At 68.1% G+C, this 17,264-nt stretch carries 15 protein-coding genes and 1 pseudogene; 7 read left to right on the top strand and 9 right to left on the bottom strand.

Features of this window, described 5'->3' with window-relative positions:
* Positions 1–127: 127 nt before the first annotated feature.
* The 6 genes and pseudogenes from AC5Y7V_RS28350 to AC5Y7V_RS28325 all read left to right on the top strand — a co-directional run bounded on the left by AC5Y7V_RS28350 (position 128) and on the right by AC5Y7V_RS28325 (position 4,679).
* On the top strand, positions 128–865 hold the full coding sequence (locus AC5Y7V_RS28350) for a lytic transglycosylase domain-containing protein (protein ID WP_499883422.1): 738 nt from the start codon (positions 128–130) through the stop codon (positions 863–865).
* Positions 866–910: 45 nt separating this feature from the next.
* Complete coding sequence (gene eno / locus AC5Y7V_RS28345) at positions 911–2,200, top strand: phosphopyruvate hydratase (protein ID WP_499883358.1); 1,290 nt, start codon at positions 911–913, stop codon at positions 2,198–2,200.
* Between the two features lie 11 nt (positions 2,201–2,211).
* Positions 2,212–2,829 (top strand): FtsB family cell division protein, encoded by a 618-nt coding sequence (locus AC5Y7V_RS28340; RefSeq protein ID WP_499883357.1) that lies wholly within the window; start codon positions 2,212–2,214, stop codon positions 2,827–2,829.
* Positions 2,822–3,310: a DUF501 domain-containing protein gene (locus AC5Y7V_RS28335; protein WP_499883356.1), complete on the top strand. Its 489-nt coding sequence runs from the start codon at positions 2,822–2,824 to the stop codon at positions 3,308–3,310. Before AC5Y7V_RS28340 ends, AC5Y7V_RS28335 begins: the two co-directional genes overlap by 8 nt.
* Positions 3,304–4,248, top strand: a complete 945-nt coding sequence (locus AC5Y7V_RS28330) for a Ppx/GppA phosphatase family protein (protein ID WP_499883355.1) — start codon at positions 3,304–3,306, stop codon at positions 4,246–4,248. The genes AC5Y7V_RS28335 and AC5Y7V_RS28330 overlap by 7 nt, the downstream gene beginning before the upstream one ends.
* 100 nt (positions 4,249–4,348) lie before the next feature.
* Positions 4,349–4,679: pseudogene (locus tag AC5Y7V_RS28325) on the top strand (hypothetical protein).
* A 10-nt stretch (positions 4,680–4,689) separates the two neighbouring features.
* Here the strand turns inward: AC5Y7V_RS28325 and AC5Y7V_RS28320 are convergent.
* The 9 genes from AC5Y7V_RS28320 to AC5Y7V_RS28280 all read right to left on the bottom strand — a co-directional run bounded on the left by AC5Y7V_RS28320 (position 4,690) and on the right by AC5Y7V_RS28280 (position 16,252).
* Entirely contained in the window at positions 4,690–5,370 is a 681-nt protein-coding gene (locus AC5Y7V_RS28320; RefSeq protein ID WP_499883354.1) for a response regulator, read from the bottom strand.
* Positions 5,367–7,934, bottom strand: a complete 2,568-nt coding sequence (locus tag AC5Y7V_RS28315) for a DUF4118 domain-containing protein (protein WP_499883353.1) — start codon at positions 7,932–7,934, stop codon at positions 5,367–5,369. Before AC5Y7V_RS28315 ends, AC5Y7V_RS28320 begins: the two co-directional genes overlap by 4 nt.
* A 10-nt stretch (positions 7,935–7,944) precedes the next feature.
* A complete protein-coding gene (locus AC5Y7V_RS28310; protein ID WP_499883352.1) occupies positions 7,945–8,868 on the bottom strand; it encodes a potassium-transporting ATPase subunit C in 924 nt (307 codons plus the stop codon).
* Between the two features lies 1 nt (position 8,869).
* A complete protein-coding gene (gene kdpB, locus AC5Y7V_RS28305; RefSeq protein WP_499883351.1) occupies positions 8,870–11,020 on the bottom strand; it encodes a potassium-transporting ATPase subunit KdpB in 2,151 nt (716 codons plus the stop codon).
* A complete protein-coding gene (gene kdpA / locus AC5Y7V_RS28300; protein ID WP_499883350.1) occupies positions 11,020–12,690 on the bottom strand; it encodes a potassium-transporting ATPase subunit KdpA in 1,671 nt (556 codons plus the stop codon). Before kdpA ends, kdpB begins: the two co-directional genes overlap by 1 nt.
* Complete coding sequence (kdpF, locus tag AC5Y7V_RS28295; RefSeq protein WP_156764638.1) at positions 12,690–12,779, bottom strand: K(+)-transporting ATPase subunit F; 90 nt, start codon at positions 12,777–12,779, stop codon at positions 12,690–12,692. Before kdpF ends, kdpA begins: the two co-directional genes overlap by 1 nt.
* A 506-nt stretch (positions 12,780–13,285) precedes the next feature.
* Positions 13,286–14,815 (bottom strand): sensor histidine kinase, encoded by a 1,530-nt coding sequence (locus AC5Y7V_RS28290; RefSeq protein ID WP_499883349.1) that lies wholly within the window; start codon positions 14,813–14,815, stop codon positions 13,286–13,288.
* The gene (locus AC5Y7V_RS28285; protein WP_499883348.1) at positions 14,812–15,585 is read right to left on the bottom strand and encodes a response regulator transcription factor; all 774 of its coding nucleotides are present in this window, start codon (positions 15,583–15,585) and stop codon (positions 14,812–14,814) included. The genes AC5Y7V_RS28290 and AC5Y7V_RS28285 overlap by 4 nt, the downstream gene beginning before the upstream one ends.
* Before the next feature lie 508 nt (positions 15,586–16,093).
* Positions 16,094–16,252, bottom strand: a complete 159-nt coding sequence (locus AC5Y7V_RS28280; RefSeq protein ID WP_499883347.1) for a hypothetical protein — start codon at positions 16,250–16,252, stop codon at positions 16,094–16,096.
* A gap of 48 nt (positions 16,253–16,300) precedes the next feature.
* Here AC5Y7V_RS28280 and AC5Y7V_RS28275 point away from each other — a divergent pair, with 48 nt between their 5' ends.
* Entirely contained in the window at positions 16,301–17,206 is a 906-nt protein-coding gene (locus AC5Y7V_RS28275; RefSeq protein WP_499883346.1) for a PPE family protein, read from the top strand.
* Positions 17,207–17,264: the final 58 nt, after the last annotated feature.

Here is a 17,264-nt window from a genome sequence, read left to right as displayed (position 1 = left end):
CAGGCGGAACGCGCGCCGCACCGGTGGGCTCGGGGCGGGAATCGACGGGGTCGGGCCGTAACCCGTGGGACGATGGTCGTGGTCGAGTTTGTCTAGGGAAAGTCCAGGGGAGTTCCAGAGGGGCATGGTGTCGCCGAGGCGTTGGTTGCGTGCGGTCGCCGTGATCGGCGCGACCGCCATGATTCTCGCCTCCAGCTGCACCTGGCAGTTGAGCCTGTTCATCCCCGAAGGGGTGCCGCCGCCGGCCGGGGATCCGGTGCCGCCGGTGGACACGCACCTCAGCGGCCGGCCCGCGGATCAGTTGCGCCAATGGGCCGAGCAACGTTCGGCGGCGCTGGAGATTCCGGTCGTCGCGCTGGAGGCCTACGCCTACGCCGCGCGCGTCGCCGAGGTGGAGAACCCCAAGTGCCACATCGCGTGGACCACCCTGGCCGGCATCGGGCAGGTCGAAAGCCACCACGGCACCTACCGCGGCGCGACGCTGTCGCCCAACGGTGACGTCAGTCCGCCGATTCGGGGTGTTCGCCTGGACGGCAGCGGGGGAACATTGCGCATCGTCGACACCGAGGACGGCGCGGAGGGCTCGAAAGGGGACGCCGGGGTGGTGCGCGCGATGGGGCCGATGCAGTTCATCCCGGAGACGTGGCGGCTCTACGGGGTGGACGCCCACAACGACGGCGTCGTCAGCCCCGACAACATCGACGACGCGGCGCTCGCGGCGGCGGGTTATCTGTGTTGGCGTGGAAAAGATCTCGCCACGCCGCGGGGATGGATCACCGCGCTGCGGGCCTACAACAACTCCGGTGTCTACGCGCGGGCGGTGCGGGACTGGGCGACCGCCTATGCGGCGCATCACCCGTTGTAGCAGGATGTATCGCTGACGGCGCCAGCTACGACAAGGAGAAACCCAGTGCCGATTATCGAGCAGGTCGGGGCCCGCGAGATCCTCGACTCCCGCGGCAACCCGACGGTCGAGGTCGAGATAGCCCTGATGGACGGGACGTTCGCCCGGGCGGCGGTGCCGTCCGGCGCGTCGACCGGCGAGCACGAGGCCGTCGAGTTGCGGGACGGCGGCGCGCGTTACGGCGGCAAGGGCGTGCAGAAAGCGGTGCAGGCCGTGCTCGACGAGATCGGTCCGGCCGTGATCGGCCTGGCCGCCGACGACCAGCGGCTGGTGGACCAGGCGCTGGTGGACCTTGACGGCACCCCCGACAAGTCGCGGCTGGGCGGCAACGCGATCCTGGGCGTCTCGCTGGCGGTCGCCAAGGCGGCCGCCGATTCCGCCGATTTGCCGCTGTTCCGCTACATCGGCGGGCCCAACGCGCACATCCTGCCCGTGCCGATGATGAACATCCTCAACGGCGGCGCCCACGCGGACACCGGCGTCGACATCCAGGAGTTCATGGTCGCGCCGATCGGTGCGCCCAGCTTCGCCGAGGCGCTGCGCTGGGGCGCCGAGGTCTACCACTCGCTCAAGTCGGTGCTGAAGAAGGAGGGCCTGGCCACCGGGCTGGGCGACGAGGGCGGATTCGCCCCTGACGTCGCCGGTACCACCGCGGCGCTGGACCTGATCGGCCGCGCCATCGAAGCGGCGGGGTTCAAACTGGGCACCGATGTGGCGCTGGCCCTCGACGCGGCGGCCACCGAGTTCTACGCCGACGGCACCGGCTACACCTTCGAAGGCAGCGCCCGCACCGCCGAGCAGATGGCCGAGTTCTACGCCGGCCTGCTCGGCTCGTATCCGCTGGTGTCCATCGAAGACCCACTGTCCGAAGACGATTGGGACGGCTGGGCGGCCCTGACCGCGTTGATCGGGGACCGGGTGCAGATCGTCGGCGACGACATCTTCGTCACCAACCCCGAACGCCTGGAAGAGGGTATCGAAAAGGGCGTGGCAAACGCCTTGCTGGTCAAGGTGAATCAGATCGGCACGCTCACCGAGACGCTCGACGCCGTCGCGCTGGCCCACCACAGCGGGTATCGCACGATGATGAGCCACCGCAGCGGCGAGACGGAGGACACCACGATCGCCGACCTGGCGGTGGCCGTCGGCAGCGGCCAGATCAAGACCGGCGCGCCCGCCCGCAGCGAGCGCGTGGCCAAATACAATCAACTGTTGCGGATCGAGGAAGCCCTCGGCGACGCGGCACGCTACGCCGGCGATCTGGCGTTCCCGCGGTTCGCGCTGGAGCAGAAGTAGGTTGAAATAGGTTGACGCCCAAGCCCGATCCGAAGCGCCGTTCCCCGGCATCGCGCCCGGGGAAGGCCGGTGAATCGGTTCGGCGCCGTCGATCGGCCAAGCCGTCACAGACCGCGAACCACACGGCCCGGTCGGTGCAGGAGCGGGTCGTCGAGCCCATCAAGCGGCAGGTGGCCGAGTCGGTCGAACAGCGCTCCGATCAGCGGCTCGGGTTCACCGCGCGCCGGGCGGCGGTGCTGGCCGCGGTGATCTGCGTGCTGACGCTGACCATCGCCGGCCCGGTGCGCACCTACTTCGCGCAACGCACCGAGATGAACCAGTTGGCCGCCAGCCAGGCGGCGCTGCGCCGCCAGATCGCCGACCTGGAGCAGAAGAAGGTCAAGCTCGGCGACCCGGCATACATCGCGGCGCAGGCCCGCGAGCGCCTCGGATTCGTGATGCCCGGCGACATTCCGTTCCAGGTTCAGCTGCCGCCGACGGCGGCGGTGTCGCCGCAGCCCGGGTCCGACGCGGCCAAACCCGCGAACAACAATCCGTGGTACACCTCCCTGTGGCACACCATCGCCGACGCGCCCCACCTGCCGCCGGCGCCCCCGGAAGCCCCCAACCCCAGCGCTCCCGGTGGTTGATCGTGCCGATCTGGAAGCGGTGGCGCGTCAGCTCGGCCGCGAGCCGCGCGGGGTGCTCGAGATCGCCTACCGTTGTCCCGACGGCGAACCCGGCGTGGTGAAGACGGCTCCGAAACTCCCTGACGGCACGCCCTTTCCGACGTTGTACTACCTCACCCATCCGGTGCTGACCGCGGCGGCGAGCAGGCTCGAGACGACCGGGCTGATGCGCGAGATGAGCGAGCGGTTGGGGCGGGATCCCGAACTGGCGGCCGCGTACCGGCGAGCCCACGAGTCGTATCTGGCCGAACGTGACGCGATCGAACCGCTGGGGACAACGTTCTCCGGCGGCGGGATGCCGGATCGGGTCAAGTGCCTGCACGTGCTGATCGCGCACTCGCTGGCCAAGGGGCCCGGCGTGAATCCGCTTGGGGACGAGGCCTTGTCGGTTTTGGCCGCCGACCCGGCGATGGCGGGCGTGTTGGTGGCGGGCCAGTGGTGAGCCGGCTCGCCGGAATCGATTGCGGCACCAACTCGATCCGGTTGCTGATCGCCGACGCGGGTGGTGGCCGGTTGCGCGACGTGCATCGCGAGACGCGAATCGTGCGGCTGGGGCAGGGCGTCGACGCGACGGGCGAGTTTGCGCCCGACGCGATCGCCCGAGCCCGCGCCGCGCTGGAAGACTACGCGTCGCTGCTCAAGGCGCACGGCGTCGAGCGGGTGCGGATGGTGGCCACGTCGGCGGCGCGCGACGTCGCCAATCGCGATGTGTTCTTCGCGATGACCGCCGACGTGCTGGGCGCGGTGCGGCCCGGCGCGGTGGCGGAGGTGATCAGCGGTGCCGAGGAGGCGTCGCTGTCCTTCCACGGGGCCGTCGGCGAATTGGACAGCACCGCAGGCCCTTTCGTCGTCGTCGATCTGGGCGGCGGCTCCACCGAGATCGTGGTCGGCGGCGAGCGCGTGGTTGCCAGCTACTCCGCCGACATCGGGTGCGTCCGGCTGACCGAGCGTTGCCTGCACTCGGACCCGCCCACGCCCGACGAGGTGGCGGCCGCCCGGGCCGTGGTGCGGGAGCGGCTCGACGCCGCGCTGGGCGTGGTGGACGTCGCTGGGGCGCGGACCTGGGTGGGGCTGGCCGGCACGATGACGACGCTGTCCGCGCTGGCGCAGAACATGATGGCGTATGACTCTGCGGCCATTCACCTTTCGTGCGTCCCGGGCCACGACCTGCTGGCGGTGTGCGAGCGGCTGATTTCGATGACGCGGGCGGAGCGCGCCGCGCTGGGGCCGATGCACGAGGGCCGCGCCGACGTGATCGGCGGCGGGGCGATTGTGGTCGAGGAACTGGCGCGCGAGCTGCGCGCCCGCGCCGGCATCGACGAGTTGATCGTGAGTGAGCACGACATCCTGGACGGCATCGTGCTGTCGATCGCCGGCTGAGTCACGTCTGTCACACTGGCCCCTGCGCGGAGGCACCACTCTTTGTGCCCGCCTCAGAGCGACAACTTGAGATGTCGTACCGGTATGCGAACCTGCGGCAATGAACCTCAAAGGAATCGAGCTGCGCTACGTGCTAGCAATGCATCTCGCACGTAACGGGCGGGCAACCGTCCGCGAAATGATCCATGCGCTTGGAGCGCAGGGCTTCTGCGTCCCCGGCAGGGCATCGAAAGTGATTTCGGATGCCCTGCGTTGGGAGACGGAACGGGACAGGGTGCGCCGGCTTCGGCGCGGGTTGTACGGGCCGGGTTATATGCCGCGCTCCACCGAACACCGAATACATCAACGGGTGCTCGCGTTGCGGGCGGCGGCCAAATTGTCGCTATGAGGCGGGCACAAAGGGTGGTGCCTCCGCGCAGGGGCCAGTGTGACGGATGCGACTCACGCCTCGAAGCGGTAGCCCATGCCCGATTCGGTCAGCAGATGCTTGGGGTGCGACGGGTCGTCCTCGAGCTTGCGCCGCAGCTGCGCCAGATACACACGCAGGTAATGGGTTTCGGTGGCATACGCCGGGCCCCATACCTCCTTCAACAGCTCCTCGCGGCCCACCAGCTTGCCGCGATTGCGTACCAGCACCTCGAGCATGCCCCATTCGGTCGGCGTGAGATGGACCTCGGCGCCGTCTTTGGTGACCTTCTTGGCGGCCAGATCCACGGTGAACGCGTCGGTCTCGACGACCGGCTCGTCCACCTCCGACGCCGCGGCGTTGCGGCGCACCGCGGCGCGCAACCGGGCCAGGAACTCGTCCATCCCAAAGGGTTTCGTCACGTAGTCGTCGGCCCCGGCGTCGAGGGCCTCGACCTTGTCCGAGGAATCCGTGCGCGCCGAAAGCACGATCACCGGCGCCGACAGCCAGCCGCGCAGGCCGGCCAGGACCTCGATGCCGGAGATGTCCGGCAGCCCGAGGTCCAACACCACCACGTCGGGCTTGTGCTCGGCGGCCGCGCGCAGCGCCCCGGCACCGGTCGACGCGGTGATCACCTCGTAACCGCGCACCGACAGGTTGATTCGCAACGCACGCAGGATGTGCGGCTCGTCGTCGATCACCAGCACCCGCGTCATAGCGCACCAAACTCCTGCGGCGCGGCCAGATCCACCACGACGGTGAGGCCGCCGCCCGGCGTGTCACCGGCCGAGATGGTGCCGCCCATCGCCTCCACGAAACCACGGGCCACCGACATGCCCAGCCCCACGCCAGTCGTGTTGTCGTGATCGCCCAGCCGCTGGAAGGCCTCGAAGATCTGATCCTCGGTGCCCTTAGGGATTCCGGGTCCTTCGTCGATCACGTTGATCAGGACGCGATCGCCCACCCGGCCCGCGTTGACGCGAACGACGCAGTTGGGCGCGTAGCGCAGCGCGTTATCGATCAGGTTGGCGAGCACGCGTTCCAGCAGCCCGGCGTCGGCCAACACCACCGCGTCGCCCACGTCGACCTTGACCCGATCGATCGCCGATCGGTAGAACCCGGTGGCGCCCTTGCCGATGCTGACCAGCGCGCGTTGCACCGTCTCCTCGAGATACACCCGGCGCAGGTCCGGGTGGATCACGCCGGCGGCCAGGCGCGAGGAGTCGAGCAGGTTGCCGACCAGCGCGGTCAGCTGGTCGATGGACTCCTCGATGGTGGCCAGCAATTCGGCCGTGTCCTCGGCGGAGAAGGCGACGTCTTCGGCGCGCAGGCTGGACACGGCGACCTTGGCCGCCGCCAGCGGAGTGCGCAGGTCGTGGCTTACCGCCGAGAGCAGAGAACGCCGCAGCTCGTCGGCCCGCACGATCGCCTCGGTCCGGCTGGCCTCTTCCGCCAGCTCTCGCTGCCTGATCAGGCCCGCCGCCTGCTTGGCCACCGCGCTCACCACCCTGCGGTCCCGGGTGGACAGCTTCTTGCCGGCCATCAGCATCCAAAACACGTCGTCGCCGACCTCGATCGCGGTGTCGGCGGAATCGACGCTCACACAAGGGTCTTTGCCCACACACGCGACGATGTAGCTCTTCTTGCCGGCGGCGCGCTCCTCCTCGCTCGGCTCCCGCAGCATGCTGACCGCGCGCTGCGAGTAGGTCTCCCGCACGCGTTCCAGCAGCGTCTCGAGGTCGGCGCCGCGCAGCACCGACCCCGCGAACAGCGTCAGCAGCTCGGCCTCCTGGGAGGCGCGACGGGCCTCGCGGGTGCGCTTGGTGGCTCCGTCGACGAGGACGGCGACCGCCACCGCGATCATCAACAGCACCAATTCCGTGATGGCGCTGTTGGGCTCGGCGATGGTGAAGCTGTGTCGCGGGGGTATCAGATAGTAATTCAGCAGCAACCCGGACAGCACCGCCGAAAGCGCCGCCGGCGCAACGCCTCCCAAGAGCCCGACCAACAGCACCCCGATGAAGAACAACGCGCTCTCGCCGCCGTTGTTCAGGTACCGATCCAGCAGCGTCACCGAGACCGCGCAGATGATCGACGGCACGATGAAGGCCGCCAGCCACGACGTGACGCGGCGCTCGCGGGGGGACAGCGACGCGATCCGGAATCCGCCGCTGGATTCCTCGTGCGTGACCATGTGTACGTCGATCTTCCCGGACCGCTCGACGATCGTCGGGCCGATGCCCTCCTCGAAGATGCGCGCCCATCGGGGCCGGCGCGACGTGCCGATGACGAGCTGGGTGGCGTTGTTCTCGCGCGCGAAATCAAGCAGGGCCGTGGGCACGTCGTCGCCCACGACGGTGTGCAGCGACGCGTCCAGGCTGTTCGCCAGTTCCCGGATCTTGCCCATCCTGCGCTCCGAGACGCCGGCCAGGCCGTCACCGCGGATGACGTGCACCACCATCAGCTCGGCGCTGGACTTCGACGCGATCCGCGACGCCCGTCGCACCAACGTTTCCGATTCCGGACCGCCGGTGACCGCCACCACCACCCGCTCGCGCGCCTCCCACATGTCGGTGATCTTGTTCTCGGCCCGGTACTTGGCCAGCGCGGTGTCGACCTGGTCGGCCAGCCACAGCAACGCCAATTCCCTTAGCGCCGTGAGGTTTCCGGCGCGGAAGTAGTTCGACAGCGCCGCGTCGATTCGGGCCGGAGCGTAAACGTTGCCGTGGGATAACCTGCGGCGCAACGCCTCCGGGGTGATGTCGATCAATTCGACCTGCGAAGCCTGGCGCACGATCGAATCCGGAATGGTTTCCTGCTGCTCGATGCCGGTGATCTGGGCGACGACGTCGTTGAGGCTCTCCAGATGCTGGATGTTGACCGTGGAGATCACCGTGATCCCGGCGTCGAGCAGCTCCTCGACATCCTGCCAACGCTTTTCGTTCTTGCTGCCCGGCGTGTTGGTGTGAGCGAGTTCGTCGACCAGGACCACCTGGGGATGGCGGGCCAACACGGCCGGCACGTCGAGCTCGGGGAACCGGCCGCCGCGATAGTCGACGTAGTGCGGCGGGATGATCTCGATACCGTCAAGCAGCTCGGCGGTTTTCGCCCGCCCGTGGGTCTCGACCACCGCCGCCACCAGGTCGGTGCCGCGTTCCAAGCGCCGGTGCGCCTCACCGAGCATCGCAAAGGTCTTGCCGACACCCGGTGCCGCGCCGAGGTAGATGCGTAGCTCGCCGCGCCTGGGATGGTGGTCGGTCACGCTCACGTCAACCATCATCCCCTCCGCGCTAGCCGTTAGCCGGAAATCGGTGGTCGAGCGCCAGGTTGAGCTCCAGGACGTTGACCGTCGGCTCGCCCAAAAACCCGAGGTCGCGGCCGCTGCGGTACTGCGCCAGCACCCCGCGGATCTGATCGGGGCTGACGTGGCGGGCCTTTGCCACCCGGGCGACCTGGATGTCGGCGTAGGCCGGCGAGATGTGCGGGTCCAGGCCGCTGCCGCTGGCAGTGACCGCGTCGGCGGGGACGGCCGGGTTGGCGGGCGCGGCCCCGCGGATGGGCACGATCTGGCCGATCGTGTAGTCGTCGCCGAATTTTGCGCACTCGACCCGCACGCCCTCGTACATCGTGAGGAACGGGGCCGAGGTCGACTGGCACGGCTCGTTGACGCTCACCACGCGGGTCGGGTGGAGGACGTTGCCGCGGGCGTCGCGGGGTCCGATCACGGACAGCACCGCGCCCACGCCGCCGCCGGTGCAGAACGGGCGGGACCCGTCCACGCCCTCCAGCTGACCGATCGCGCTACTGCGCGTGCACACCTGCGTCAGCAGGCTGGGCTTGAAGCCCGCATCCGACGCGGACTTCCCGGCCGTCAGCAGCGCCGGATCCGCGGGCGTGTCAACGATGCTCTCCGGACCGAGGTTGCTCGCGCTGGTATTCAGCGGGTCGTAGCCGGTGCCGGCCGCCGAGGGGCGGCTCTGAAAATACTGCGGCAGCGCGTTCCCGTCCTTGTCGGTGAACAGCTGGCCGATCAGCCGGCTCCCGACGGTCTTGCCGTTGGCGGTGAGGATCGAGCCGTCGGCCTTGTCGTGCAGGCCCGGGAGCTGTGCGACCAGCCAGACGAACGCCGGGTAGGCGAGGCCGGTGATGACGGTCAGCACCAGCAGCGCGCGGAAGGCCGCCCAGTGCATGCGGACGAAACTGGAGAACTTCATGTCAGGACATCCCGGGGACGAATTGGACAATGAGGTCGATTGCCTTGATCCCGATGAACGGGGCGACGATGCCGCCGAGCCCGTAAACATAGAGGTTGCGGCTCAACAGCTTTGACGCGCTGCTCGGCGTATAGCGCACGCCGCGCAGCGACAGCGGGATCAGCATGACGATGATGATGGCGTTGAAAATCACCGCCGACAGGATCGCGGACTGCGGGCTGTGCAGCCGCATGATGTTGATCATGTCCAGCCCGGGGAACAGCGCGACGAACATCGCCGGGATGATCGCGAAGTACTTCGCGATGTCGTTGGCGATGGAGAACGTGGTGAGCGCGCCGCGGGTGATCAGCAGCTGCTTGCCGATCTCGACGATCTCGATGAGCTTGGTCGGGTCGGAGTCGAGATCGACCATGTTGCCGGCCTCTTTGGCCGCCGAGGTTCCGGTGTTCATCGCCACGCCGACGTCGGCCTGCGCCAGGGCCGGCGCGTCGTTGGTGCCGTCGCCGGTCATCGCGACCAGCTTTCCGCCCTCCTGCTCACGCTTGATCAGTGCCAGCTTGTCCTCCGGTGTGGCCTCCGCGAGGAAGTCGTCGACGCCCGCCTCGTCGGCAATCGCCTTGGCCGTCAACGGGTTATCGCCGGTGATCATGACGGTGCGGATGCCCATCTTGCGCATCTCGTCGAAGCGCTCGCGCATGCCCTGCTTGACGACGTCCTTGAGGTGAATGACGCCCAGCACCGCCGCTTCACCGTTGAGGCACTCACCGACGACCAGCGGCGTGCCGCCGCCCGCGGAGATGCCGTCGACGATCTCACCGAGCTGCGTGGGCACCTTACCGCCTTGTGCGCGTACCCATTCGGCGACGGAGCTGGCCGCACCCTTGCGGAGCTGGTGCCCGTCCAGGTCGACCCCGGACATCCGCGTCGTGGCGGAGAACTCCACCCAATGGGCGTGCGCGAGTTCGCCCGGGGCGCGCTCGCGCAGCCCGAAGTGTTGCTTGGCGAACACGACGATTGAGCGTCCCTCCGGCGTTTCGTCGGCGAGGCTGGACAATTGCGCGGCGTCGGCGAGGTGCTCGTTGGTGACGCCGTCGAGTGGGACGAATGCGCCGGCCTGCCGGTTGCCCAGGGTGATGGTGCCCGTCTTGTCGAGCAGCAGCGTGTTGACGTCGCCGGCGGCCTCCACCGCGCGCCCGGACATGGCGAGCACGTTGCGCTGCACCAGCCGGTCCATCCCGGCGATGCCGATGGCCGACAACAGCGCGCCGATCGTGGTGGGGATCAGGCACACCAGCAGCGACACCATCACGATCCCGGTGACGCCACTTGCGTTGAGCGCCTGGGTGTCCGGGACGCCCGGGTTGTTCGCCTTGGAGTAGATCGCCAGCGGCTGCAGGGTCGCGACGGCGAAGACGAAGATGACCGTCAACGCGGCCAGCAGGATGTTCAGCGCGATCTCGTTGGGGGTCTTCTGCCGGTTGGCGCCCTCGACGAGCGCGATCATCCGGTCGATGAAGCTTTCGCCCGGCTTCTGGGTGATCTTCACGACGATGCGGTCGCTCAGCACGGTGGTGCCTCCGGTGACCGCGGACCGGTCGCCGCCGGACTCGCGGATCACCGGCGCCGATTCGCCGGTGATCGCCGATTCATCCACCGACGCAATGCCTTCCACGACGTCACCGTCGCCCGGTATCACCTGGCCGGCCTCGACCACGACGATGTCGCCTTGCTGCAGCAACGGCGCCGCGACCTCTTCCTCGACCCCGGAGCCGCCTGGTGTCCAGTCCTTGAGGCGCCGGGCCAGGGTCTGGGTTTTGGCTCGGCGCAGCGTTTCCGCCTGGGCCTTGCCGCGGCCCTCGGCCACCGCCTCCGCGAGATTGGCGAACAGCACGGTCAGCCACAGCCAGATGACGATCAGCCACGCGAACCAGGTTTCGTTGATGACCGCCAACACGGTGCTCCAGGCGGCGCCGATTTCGACGATGAGCATCACCGGGTTGCGCCACAGGGTGCGCGGGTCGAGCTTGCGCAGGGCGTCCGGGGTCGAGCGCCACAGCATCTTAGGGTCGAGCAAGCCGCCCTGGACCCGCTTCTTCTCGGTGGGAGTCGCGGGCTGCGTCTGCTCGGACGAATCGACGGCGGTCGCGGTCATCAGTGGATTCCTTCGGCGAGAGGCCCGAGCGCGAGCATGGGCAGGAAAGTGAGGGCAACGAGGATCACCGTGACGCCGGCGACCATTCCGACGAACTGCGGGCGATGGGTGGGCAGGGTGCCCGCCGATTCGGGCGTGTGGCCCTGTTTGGCGAGCGAGCCGGCCAGCGCCAGGACGAGCACCATGGGCAGGAACCGCCCAAAGACCATCGCCAGTCCGAGCGCGGTGTTGTACCAGTTGGTGTTGACGCTGATCCCGGCGAACGCGGAGCCGTTGTTGTTCGCGGCGGAGGTGAACGCGTACAGCACCTCCGACAGGCCGTGCGGGCCGGTGTTGAGCATGCCGGCGCGTTCGCCGGGCAGCGCCATCGCGACCGCGGTCCCGGTCAGCACGATGAGCGGGGTGACCAGGAAATAGCTTGCGGCCAGCTTGATTTCGCGTGGGTTGATCTTCTTGCCGAGGTATTCCGGGGTGCGCCCGACCATCAGTCCGGCAACGAAAACGGTGATGACCGCCAGGATCAGCATGCCGTAGAGCCCCGAGCCGGTGCCGCCGGGAGCGACCTCACCGAGCTGCATGTTGAACATCGTGATCATGCCGCCGAGGCTGGTGTAGGAGTCGTGGAACGAGTCGACGGCGCCGGTGGAGGTGAGCGTCGTGGAGTCGGCGAACACCGCCGAGTTGGCGACGCCGAACCGCTGCTCGGCGCCTTCCATGGCCGCGCCAACCGCGGTCGGGACCGTGCCGTGGTGCTGCAGCTGGAACAGCATCATGAAGGACACGCTGAACGCGTACAAGCTCGCCATCACCGAGGCGATCGCGTAGCCCTGCTTGGTGCTGCCCACCATGCGCCCGAAGGTGCGCGGCAGCGAGAAGCTGATCACCAGCAGCAGGAAGATCTCCAGCCAGTTGCTCCACGTCGTCGGGTTCTCGAACGGGTGCGCGGAGTTCGCGTTGTAGAAGCCGCCGCCGTTGGTGCCGAGCTCCTTGATCGCCTCCTGGCTGGCCACCGGGCCGCCGGTGATCGTCTGCTGGGCGCCGCCGAGCGTGGTGGCGACCTGGTCGTGCAGGTGGAAATTCTGGATCGCGCCGCCCGCGACGAGCACGATCGCGGCGATGATCGAAATGGGCAGCAGGATGCGCAGCACCGTGCGCACCAGGTCGACCCAGAAGTTGCCGAGGTCGCCGGTGCGCTTGCGGGCGAAGCCGCGCACCAGGGCGATCGCCACCGCCATGCCGACGGCGGCCGAGACGAAGTTCTGCACCGCCAGCCCGGCCATCTGCACCAGATGGCCCTGGGTCGATTCGCCGGAGTAGGCCTGCCAGTTGGTGTTGGTGACGAAGCTGACCGCGGTGTTCCACGCCAATCCCGGGGTCATCTGGGTAGCCGGATCGTGCAGGTGCAGCGGCAATTTGCCCTGCACGAGCTGGAACACGAACAGGAACAGGATGCTGATCGACGAGAACGCCAGCACGCTGCGGGCGTAGGCCCCCCACGTCTGCTCCGAGCGTGAATCGACACCGATCGCCCGGTAGATCACCCGCTCGACGTAGGAGTCCTTCTCCGCCGTGTAGACGCGATACATGTAGTCGCCGAACGGCACGTGCACCACAACCAGTGCCACGACGAGGACGACGAGGAAGATGATCCCCGCTGTTGTTGCGCTCACTAGAACCTCTCCGGGAACAGCAGGGCGGCTGCGAGATACAGCGCGAGGATGACGGAAAGCGCCAAACCGACGACGTTTTCGTAGCTCACAGCCGCTCGACCAGCTTCTGCGTCAGCCCGAGCAGGGCGAACACCGCGATCGTCACCAAGACGTAGACCAACACGCCCATCCTGTCTCCGTTTCACCAGTCCTGTGCACACACGTAAAGGCCTCAGCGAGGCGGCTACGGCGCCGGCCTCGGAGGCAAGGTCAGCTTGAAGTTAAACGGGGCCGGTGCGGTAGGGCCGTTGGTTGACACTTTCCTAACGGCGCCGTAGTGCACCTTTACGGTTTTTTTACGCCCGAATCCCGGGGTGGCCGGATCAATATCGCGCAAAGGTCGGCACCGCTCGCGTATGGATGCCGTTTAGATCCGTGCCCGGGATGCCGACGGCGGGTAGACCCGAATCATGCGAGTGACACGGCACCCCGAGGCGGTCAGGTATGTCTGACGCGCTGCTGCAGCTTCCGGACGCGGTGAAGGCCGTTGTCGCGGCGTCGATCCTGCTGACCGTCTACTACCTGGGTCGGCGGGGGCCGAGGCCTTCCGTGGAATTCAGGGGCCGTCCGGCACCGGATCATCGATCATCGGCAGCCGGACCCGGAAAACCGTTCGGCCATCGGCGGATTCGGCGGTCACCGAGCCGTGGTGGGCCTTGACGATCGAGCTCACGATGGCCAGGCCCAGCCCGATGCCCGAGCCGTTGGACCGAGCCGTGTCGGCGCGCGCGAACCGCTCGAACAACCGGGGGAGGAGATCCGCGTCGATGCCCGGGCCGTCGTCGGCGACCGTCAGTTCCACGTAGGGCGGCTCCGTGCCGCGGCGCCGGCAGGTGATCCCGGTCGTCACCGTGACGCCCGGCGGCGTGTGCACCCGGGCATTGCTGAGCAGGTTGCTGACCAACTGGTGCAGCCGGGCGTGGTCGCCGCGAACCCAAACCGGCTCGTCGGGAAGGTCTTTGACCCAGAAGTGGGTCGGCGCCGCGACCGCCGCGTCGTTCACGGCGTTGACCGCCAGGTCCGCCAGGTCGACGTCCTGGGTCTGCAGGTCTTGGCCCTCGCCCAGGCGCGAGAGCAGCAGCAGCTCGTCGACGAGCACCGCCATGCGCCGCGCCTCCGCCTCGATGCGGGCCAGCGCGTATTCGGTGGTCGGCGGCAGCGCCGAGCTGTCCTGGCGGGTCAGCTCGGCATACCCCTGAATCGCCGCCAGCGGGGTGCGCAACTCATGGCTGGCGTCGGTGATGAATTGGCGCATCCGCAAGTCGGAGTCGGCGCGATGCGCCAACGCGCTGTCCACGTTGTCCAGCAATCGGTTCAGCGTGTGCCCAACGATGCCGACCTCGTTGTCGGGGTCGGTGTCGTTGGGCTGCACCCGGACGCTGATTCGGTGTTCGTCGGTCAGCGGCATGGCGGCGACTTCGGCGGCGGTGGCGGCGAGCCGGCGCAGCGGGCGCAGCGTGATCCCGACCACCCAGATGGTCAGCCCCGCCGTGATCGCAAGCGCGGCCGCGACAAGTGCCGTGGTGGTGATGTTCTTGCGGGCGATGATCTGGTTGGCCCGCGCTTGCGATACCCCGACGACCAACAGGTCGGATCCGTAGGCCCGGCTGTCGACGCGATAAGAGCCGAGGCTGCCCAGCCTCTCGGTGCGTGGCGGGGCGTCTTCGGGCCAGGGCTGGGACTCGATGGCGTGCACCGCGTCGGCCGGCGCGGGCCGCGCCTCGGCTTCGGAAAAGACGGCCGAGCCGATCACGACGCCGTCGTGCAGCACGGCGATGACGTTGCCGGGCGTTTGATCGGTGAACTCCAGCATCGCCTGCCCGATGGGTTGGGTGCCCGCGCGCGTCGGACCGTGGTCGCCGTTTCGGTATCTCGTGTACGAATTGCTCAGCGCGTCAAGGGATTGGGCGACGTCGGCGTCGCTCATCGCCGTCACGTAGCCGCGCAGGCTCAGCACGGAGACGATACCGACCGTCACGAGCACCACGCTGACGACGGCCAGCACGCCCAATAGCAACTGGCGGCGCAGCGAATGGGGCAGCCACCGCGGAAGGTCCCTGGATCCGGTGTTCGGCTCGCCGGTCATTCGGGCGGTCGCAGCATGTACCCAACGCCGCGGACGGTATGGATCATGGGCTCCCGCCCGGAGTCGATCTTCTTCCTGAGGTACGAGATGTACAGATCCACGATGCTGGTTCGGCCGGCGAAGTCGTAATTCCAGACGCGGTCGAGGATTTCGGTGCGGCTCAGCGCGCGGCGGGGATTGCGCATGAGGAACCGCAGCAATTCGAACTCGGTCGACGAGAGTGATATCTGGGTGCCGCCGCGGGTGACCTCCCGGCTGGCGGTGTCGACGTGTAGATCGCCGATTTTCAGGGTCTCGGCCGCCGGCGGGGTCTGCTGCGTGGAGCGGCGCAACAGCCCACGCAGTCGCGCGACGAGCTCCTCGAGGCTGAACGGCTTGGTCATGTAGTCGTCGGCGCCGGCGGTGAGGCCGGTGACGCGGTCCATGACCGAATCACGGGCGGTGAGGAACAGCGTGGGGGTGTAGGCGTCGGATTCCCGGATGCGCTGCAGAATCCGCAGGCCGTCCACGTCCGGAAGCATGATGTCGAGCACCAGCACGTCGGGATTGACGTTCTCGAACTTCGCGATGGCCTCGCGGCCGTTGTGGGCGATGTCGACCACCCAGCCTTCGTAATGCAGCGCCATCTTGACCAAGTTGGTCAGCGCGGGCTCGTCGTCCACCAGCAAAACCCGGATCGGTGAGCCATCGGCACGATAGATGCGGGGCAACTGCCCCAGAATGGCCTGGCGTGGCCGCTGGCTGCCTGTGTATCCGGACATCACGGTCATGTTCCTACATTCTCCCAAGCGCACATGTGGTTGTCACGGACTTCATAGAACTCTCAAATAAAAGCCCGGGCCCGTCGCTCACACCGGGCGGCGCTCAACTACCTACGTCAGGGCGTTTCCTCTGCGCAGCTGCGGCAGCATCGAATTTGCAAAACTATTGGTATGCATGGCACTTGGTTTCGGCCCGACTAAAGTATTCTGACACCTAACTCGCCAAATCAACATGTTACGAATGGATTTCATTGAGAACAGTGCGCTGGGCTATCTCGGCCTTCATCGGGGTTCGCCACGCAAACCTGGCGGCCCAATGCGCCGGCGTCCCGATTCCAGTTACCGCGATGTTACGCGACGTTACGAATGTTGTTAGCGCTGAATGACTTTCGTAGCGCTGGCCGCCATGGTGCCGTCGGGAACGGCTTCGGCGGCTGCCGGTGGGTTTCGGCGTTTCAGCTCCTCCGGCCGCGCCACGTCCGCCGGATATCCGATCGGTCCGACCGCTTCCGAACGGTCAATCCCGAGGGCCGTCGGCGCGGACGTCCGTGCGGTGGCCGGTGCTCGTGGACAGGGTCGCCGCCGTCGGCAGGTGGCGCGTAGCGCCGTTCTCCCGGCTTCGCTGCACCTCTTCCAGCGCCACGACCTTCGGTGGCGGCGAGCGCGACGACGCCACTCGTGCGGAATGGGCCCAGCAAACTCGAGTGAGGGATGGGGATAGGCGATGGACTTCGGCGTGCTGCCACCGGAGGTCAACTCCGTTCGGATGTATACGGGGCCGGGGCCAGGTACCTTGTCGGCCGCATCCGCGGGATGGGACTCGCTGGCCACCGGCCTGACCGACGCCGCCAGCTGCTACCAGGTGGTGATCGCGGGCCTCATCGAGGAGTCGTGGCTGGGGCGTACGTCGATGTCGATGGCGGCCGCGGTGACGCCCTACGTGTCGTGGATGACCGTCACGGCGGCGCACTGCGCACGGGCCGCCGCGAGCGCCACCGCGGCCGCAACCGCATTCGAGACGGCGTATGCGATGACGGTGCCGCCGCCGCTTATCGCGGCGAACCGCGCCGAGCTAGCGGCGTTGATCGCGACCAACGCCCTTGGGCAGAACGCGCCGGCGATAATGGCCACCGAGGCCGAGTACGGCGAGATGTGGGCCCAGGACGCGACGGCGATGTACAACTACGCCGCCAATTCGGCTTCGGCGTCGGCCTTTTCGATGTTCACGCCGCCGCCACGCACGACCGATTCGGGCGGCCTCGCCGGCCGGGTCGGCGTGGTCGCGCGGGCGCCCGGCAGCAACACCCAGGCGACGACGGCGCGGTTGATTTCTTCGGTGCCCCAGGCACTGCAGACCCTGGCGACACCGGGAGCGGCGTCAGTGGCGCAGGCGGGGGAGGGCACAGCTGCCTCGGCGGGCGTGGGTCAAGCGGCCGCGCTCGGCACGTTGTCGGTGCCGCCGGGTTGGGCCGACGCCGTCTCGGAGATCACGCCGCCCCCCGCTCTCGACGCCAACGTTATGCCAGGCGGTTGGGGCGCAGCGCCGTCGGCCCGGCGCGAGTCCGGCGGCGCGGTTCAACGGATTGGGTTGCGTTCCAAGCTGATTCCACGTTCCCCGGTCGCGGGATAGCGCACCCAGACAAAGAACGGGGCCGCACACCGGTGGGGTGTGCGGCCCCGCTTTGAAG

This window comes from Mycobacterium sp. NGS34 (assembly GCF_059812845.1).
This window is presented reverse-complemented; position numbering and strand designations above follow the sequence as displayed.

Coding starts and splice junctions, on each gene's coding strand:
- AC5Y7V_RS28285 (WP_499883348.1), bottom strand. CDS start 15,585: ATGACCGTGATGTCCGGATACACAGGCAGCCAGCGGCCACGCCAGGCC.
- AC5Y7V_RS28275 (WP_499883346.1), top strand. CDS start 16,301: ATGGACTTCGGCGTGCTGCCACCGGAGGTCAACTCCGTTCGGATGTAT.
- kdpB (WP_499883351.1), bottom strand. CDS start 11,020: ATGACCGCGACCGCCGTCGATTCGTCCGAGCAGACGCAGCCCGCGACT.
- AC5Y7V_RS28310 (WP_499883352.1), bottom strand. CDS start 8,868: ATGAAGTTCTCCAGTTTCGTCCGCATGCACTGGGCGGCCTTCCGCGCG.
- AC5Y7V_RS28320 (WP_499883354.1), bottom strand. CDS start 5,370: ATGACGCGGGTGCTGGTGATCGACGACGAGCCGCACATCCTGCGTGCG.
- AC5Y7V_RS28290 (WP_499883349.1), bottom strand. CDS start 14,815: ATGACCGGCGAGCCGAACACCGGATCCAGGGACCTTCCGCGGTGGCTG.
- AC5Y7V_RS28315 (WP_499883353.1), bottom strand. CDS start 7,934: ATGATGGTTGACGTGAGCGTGACCGACCACCATCCCAGGCGCGGCGAG.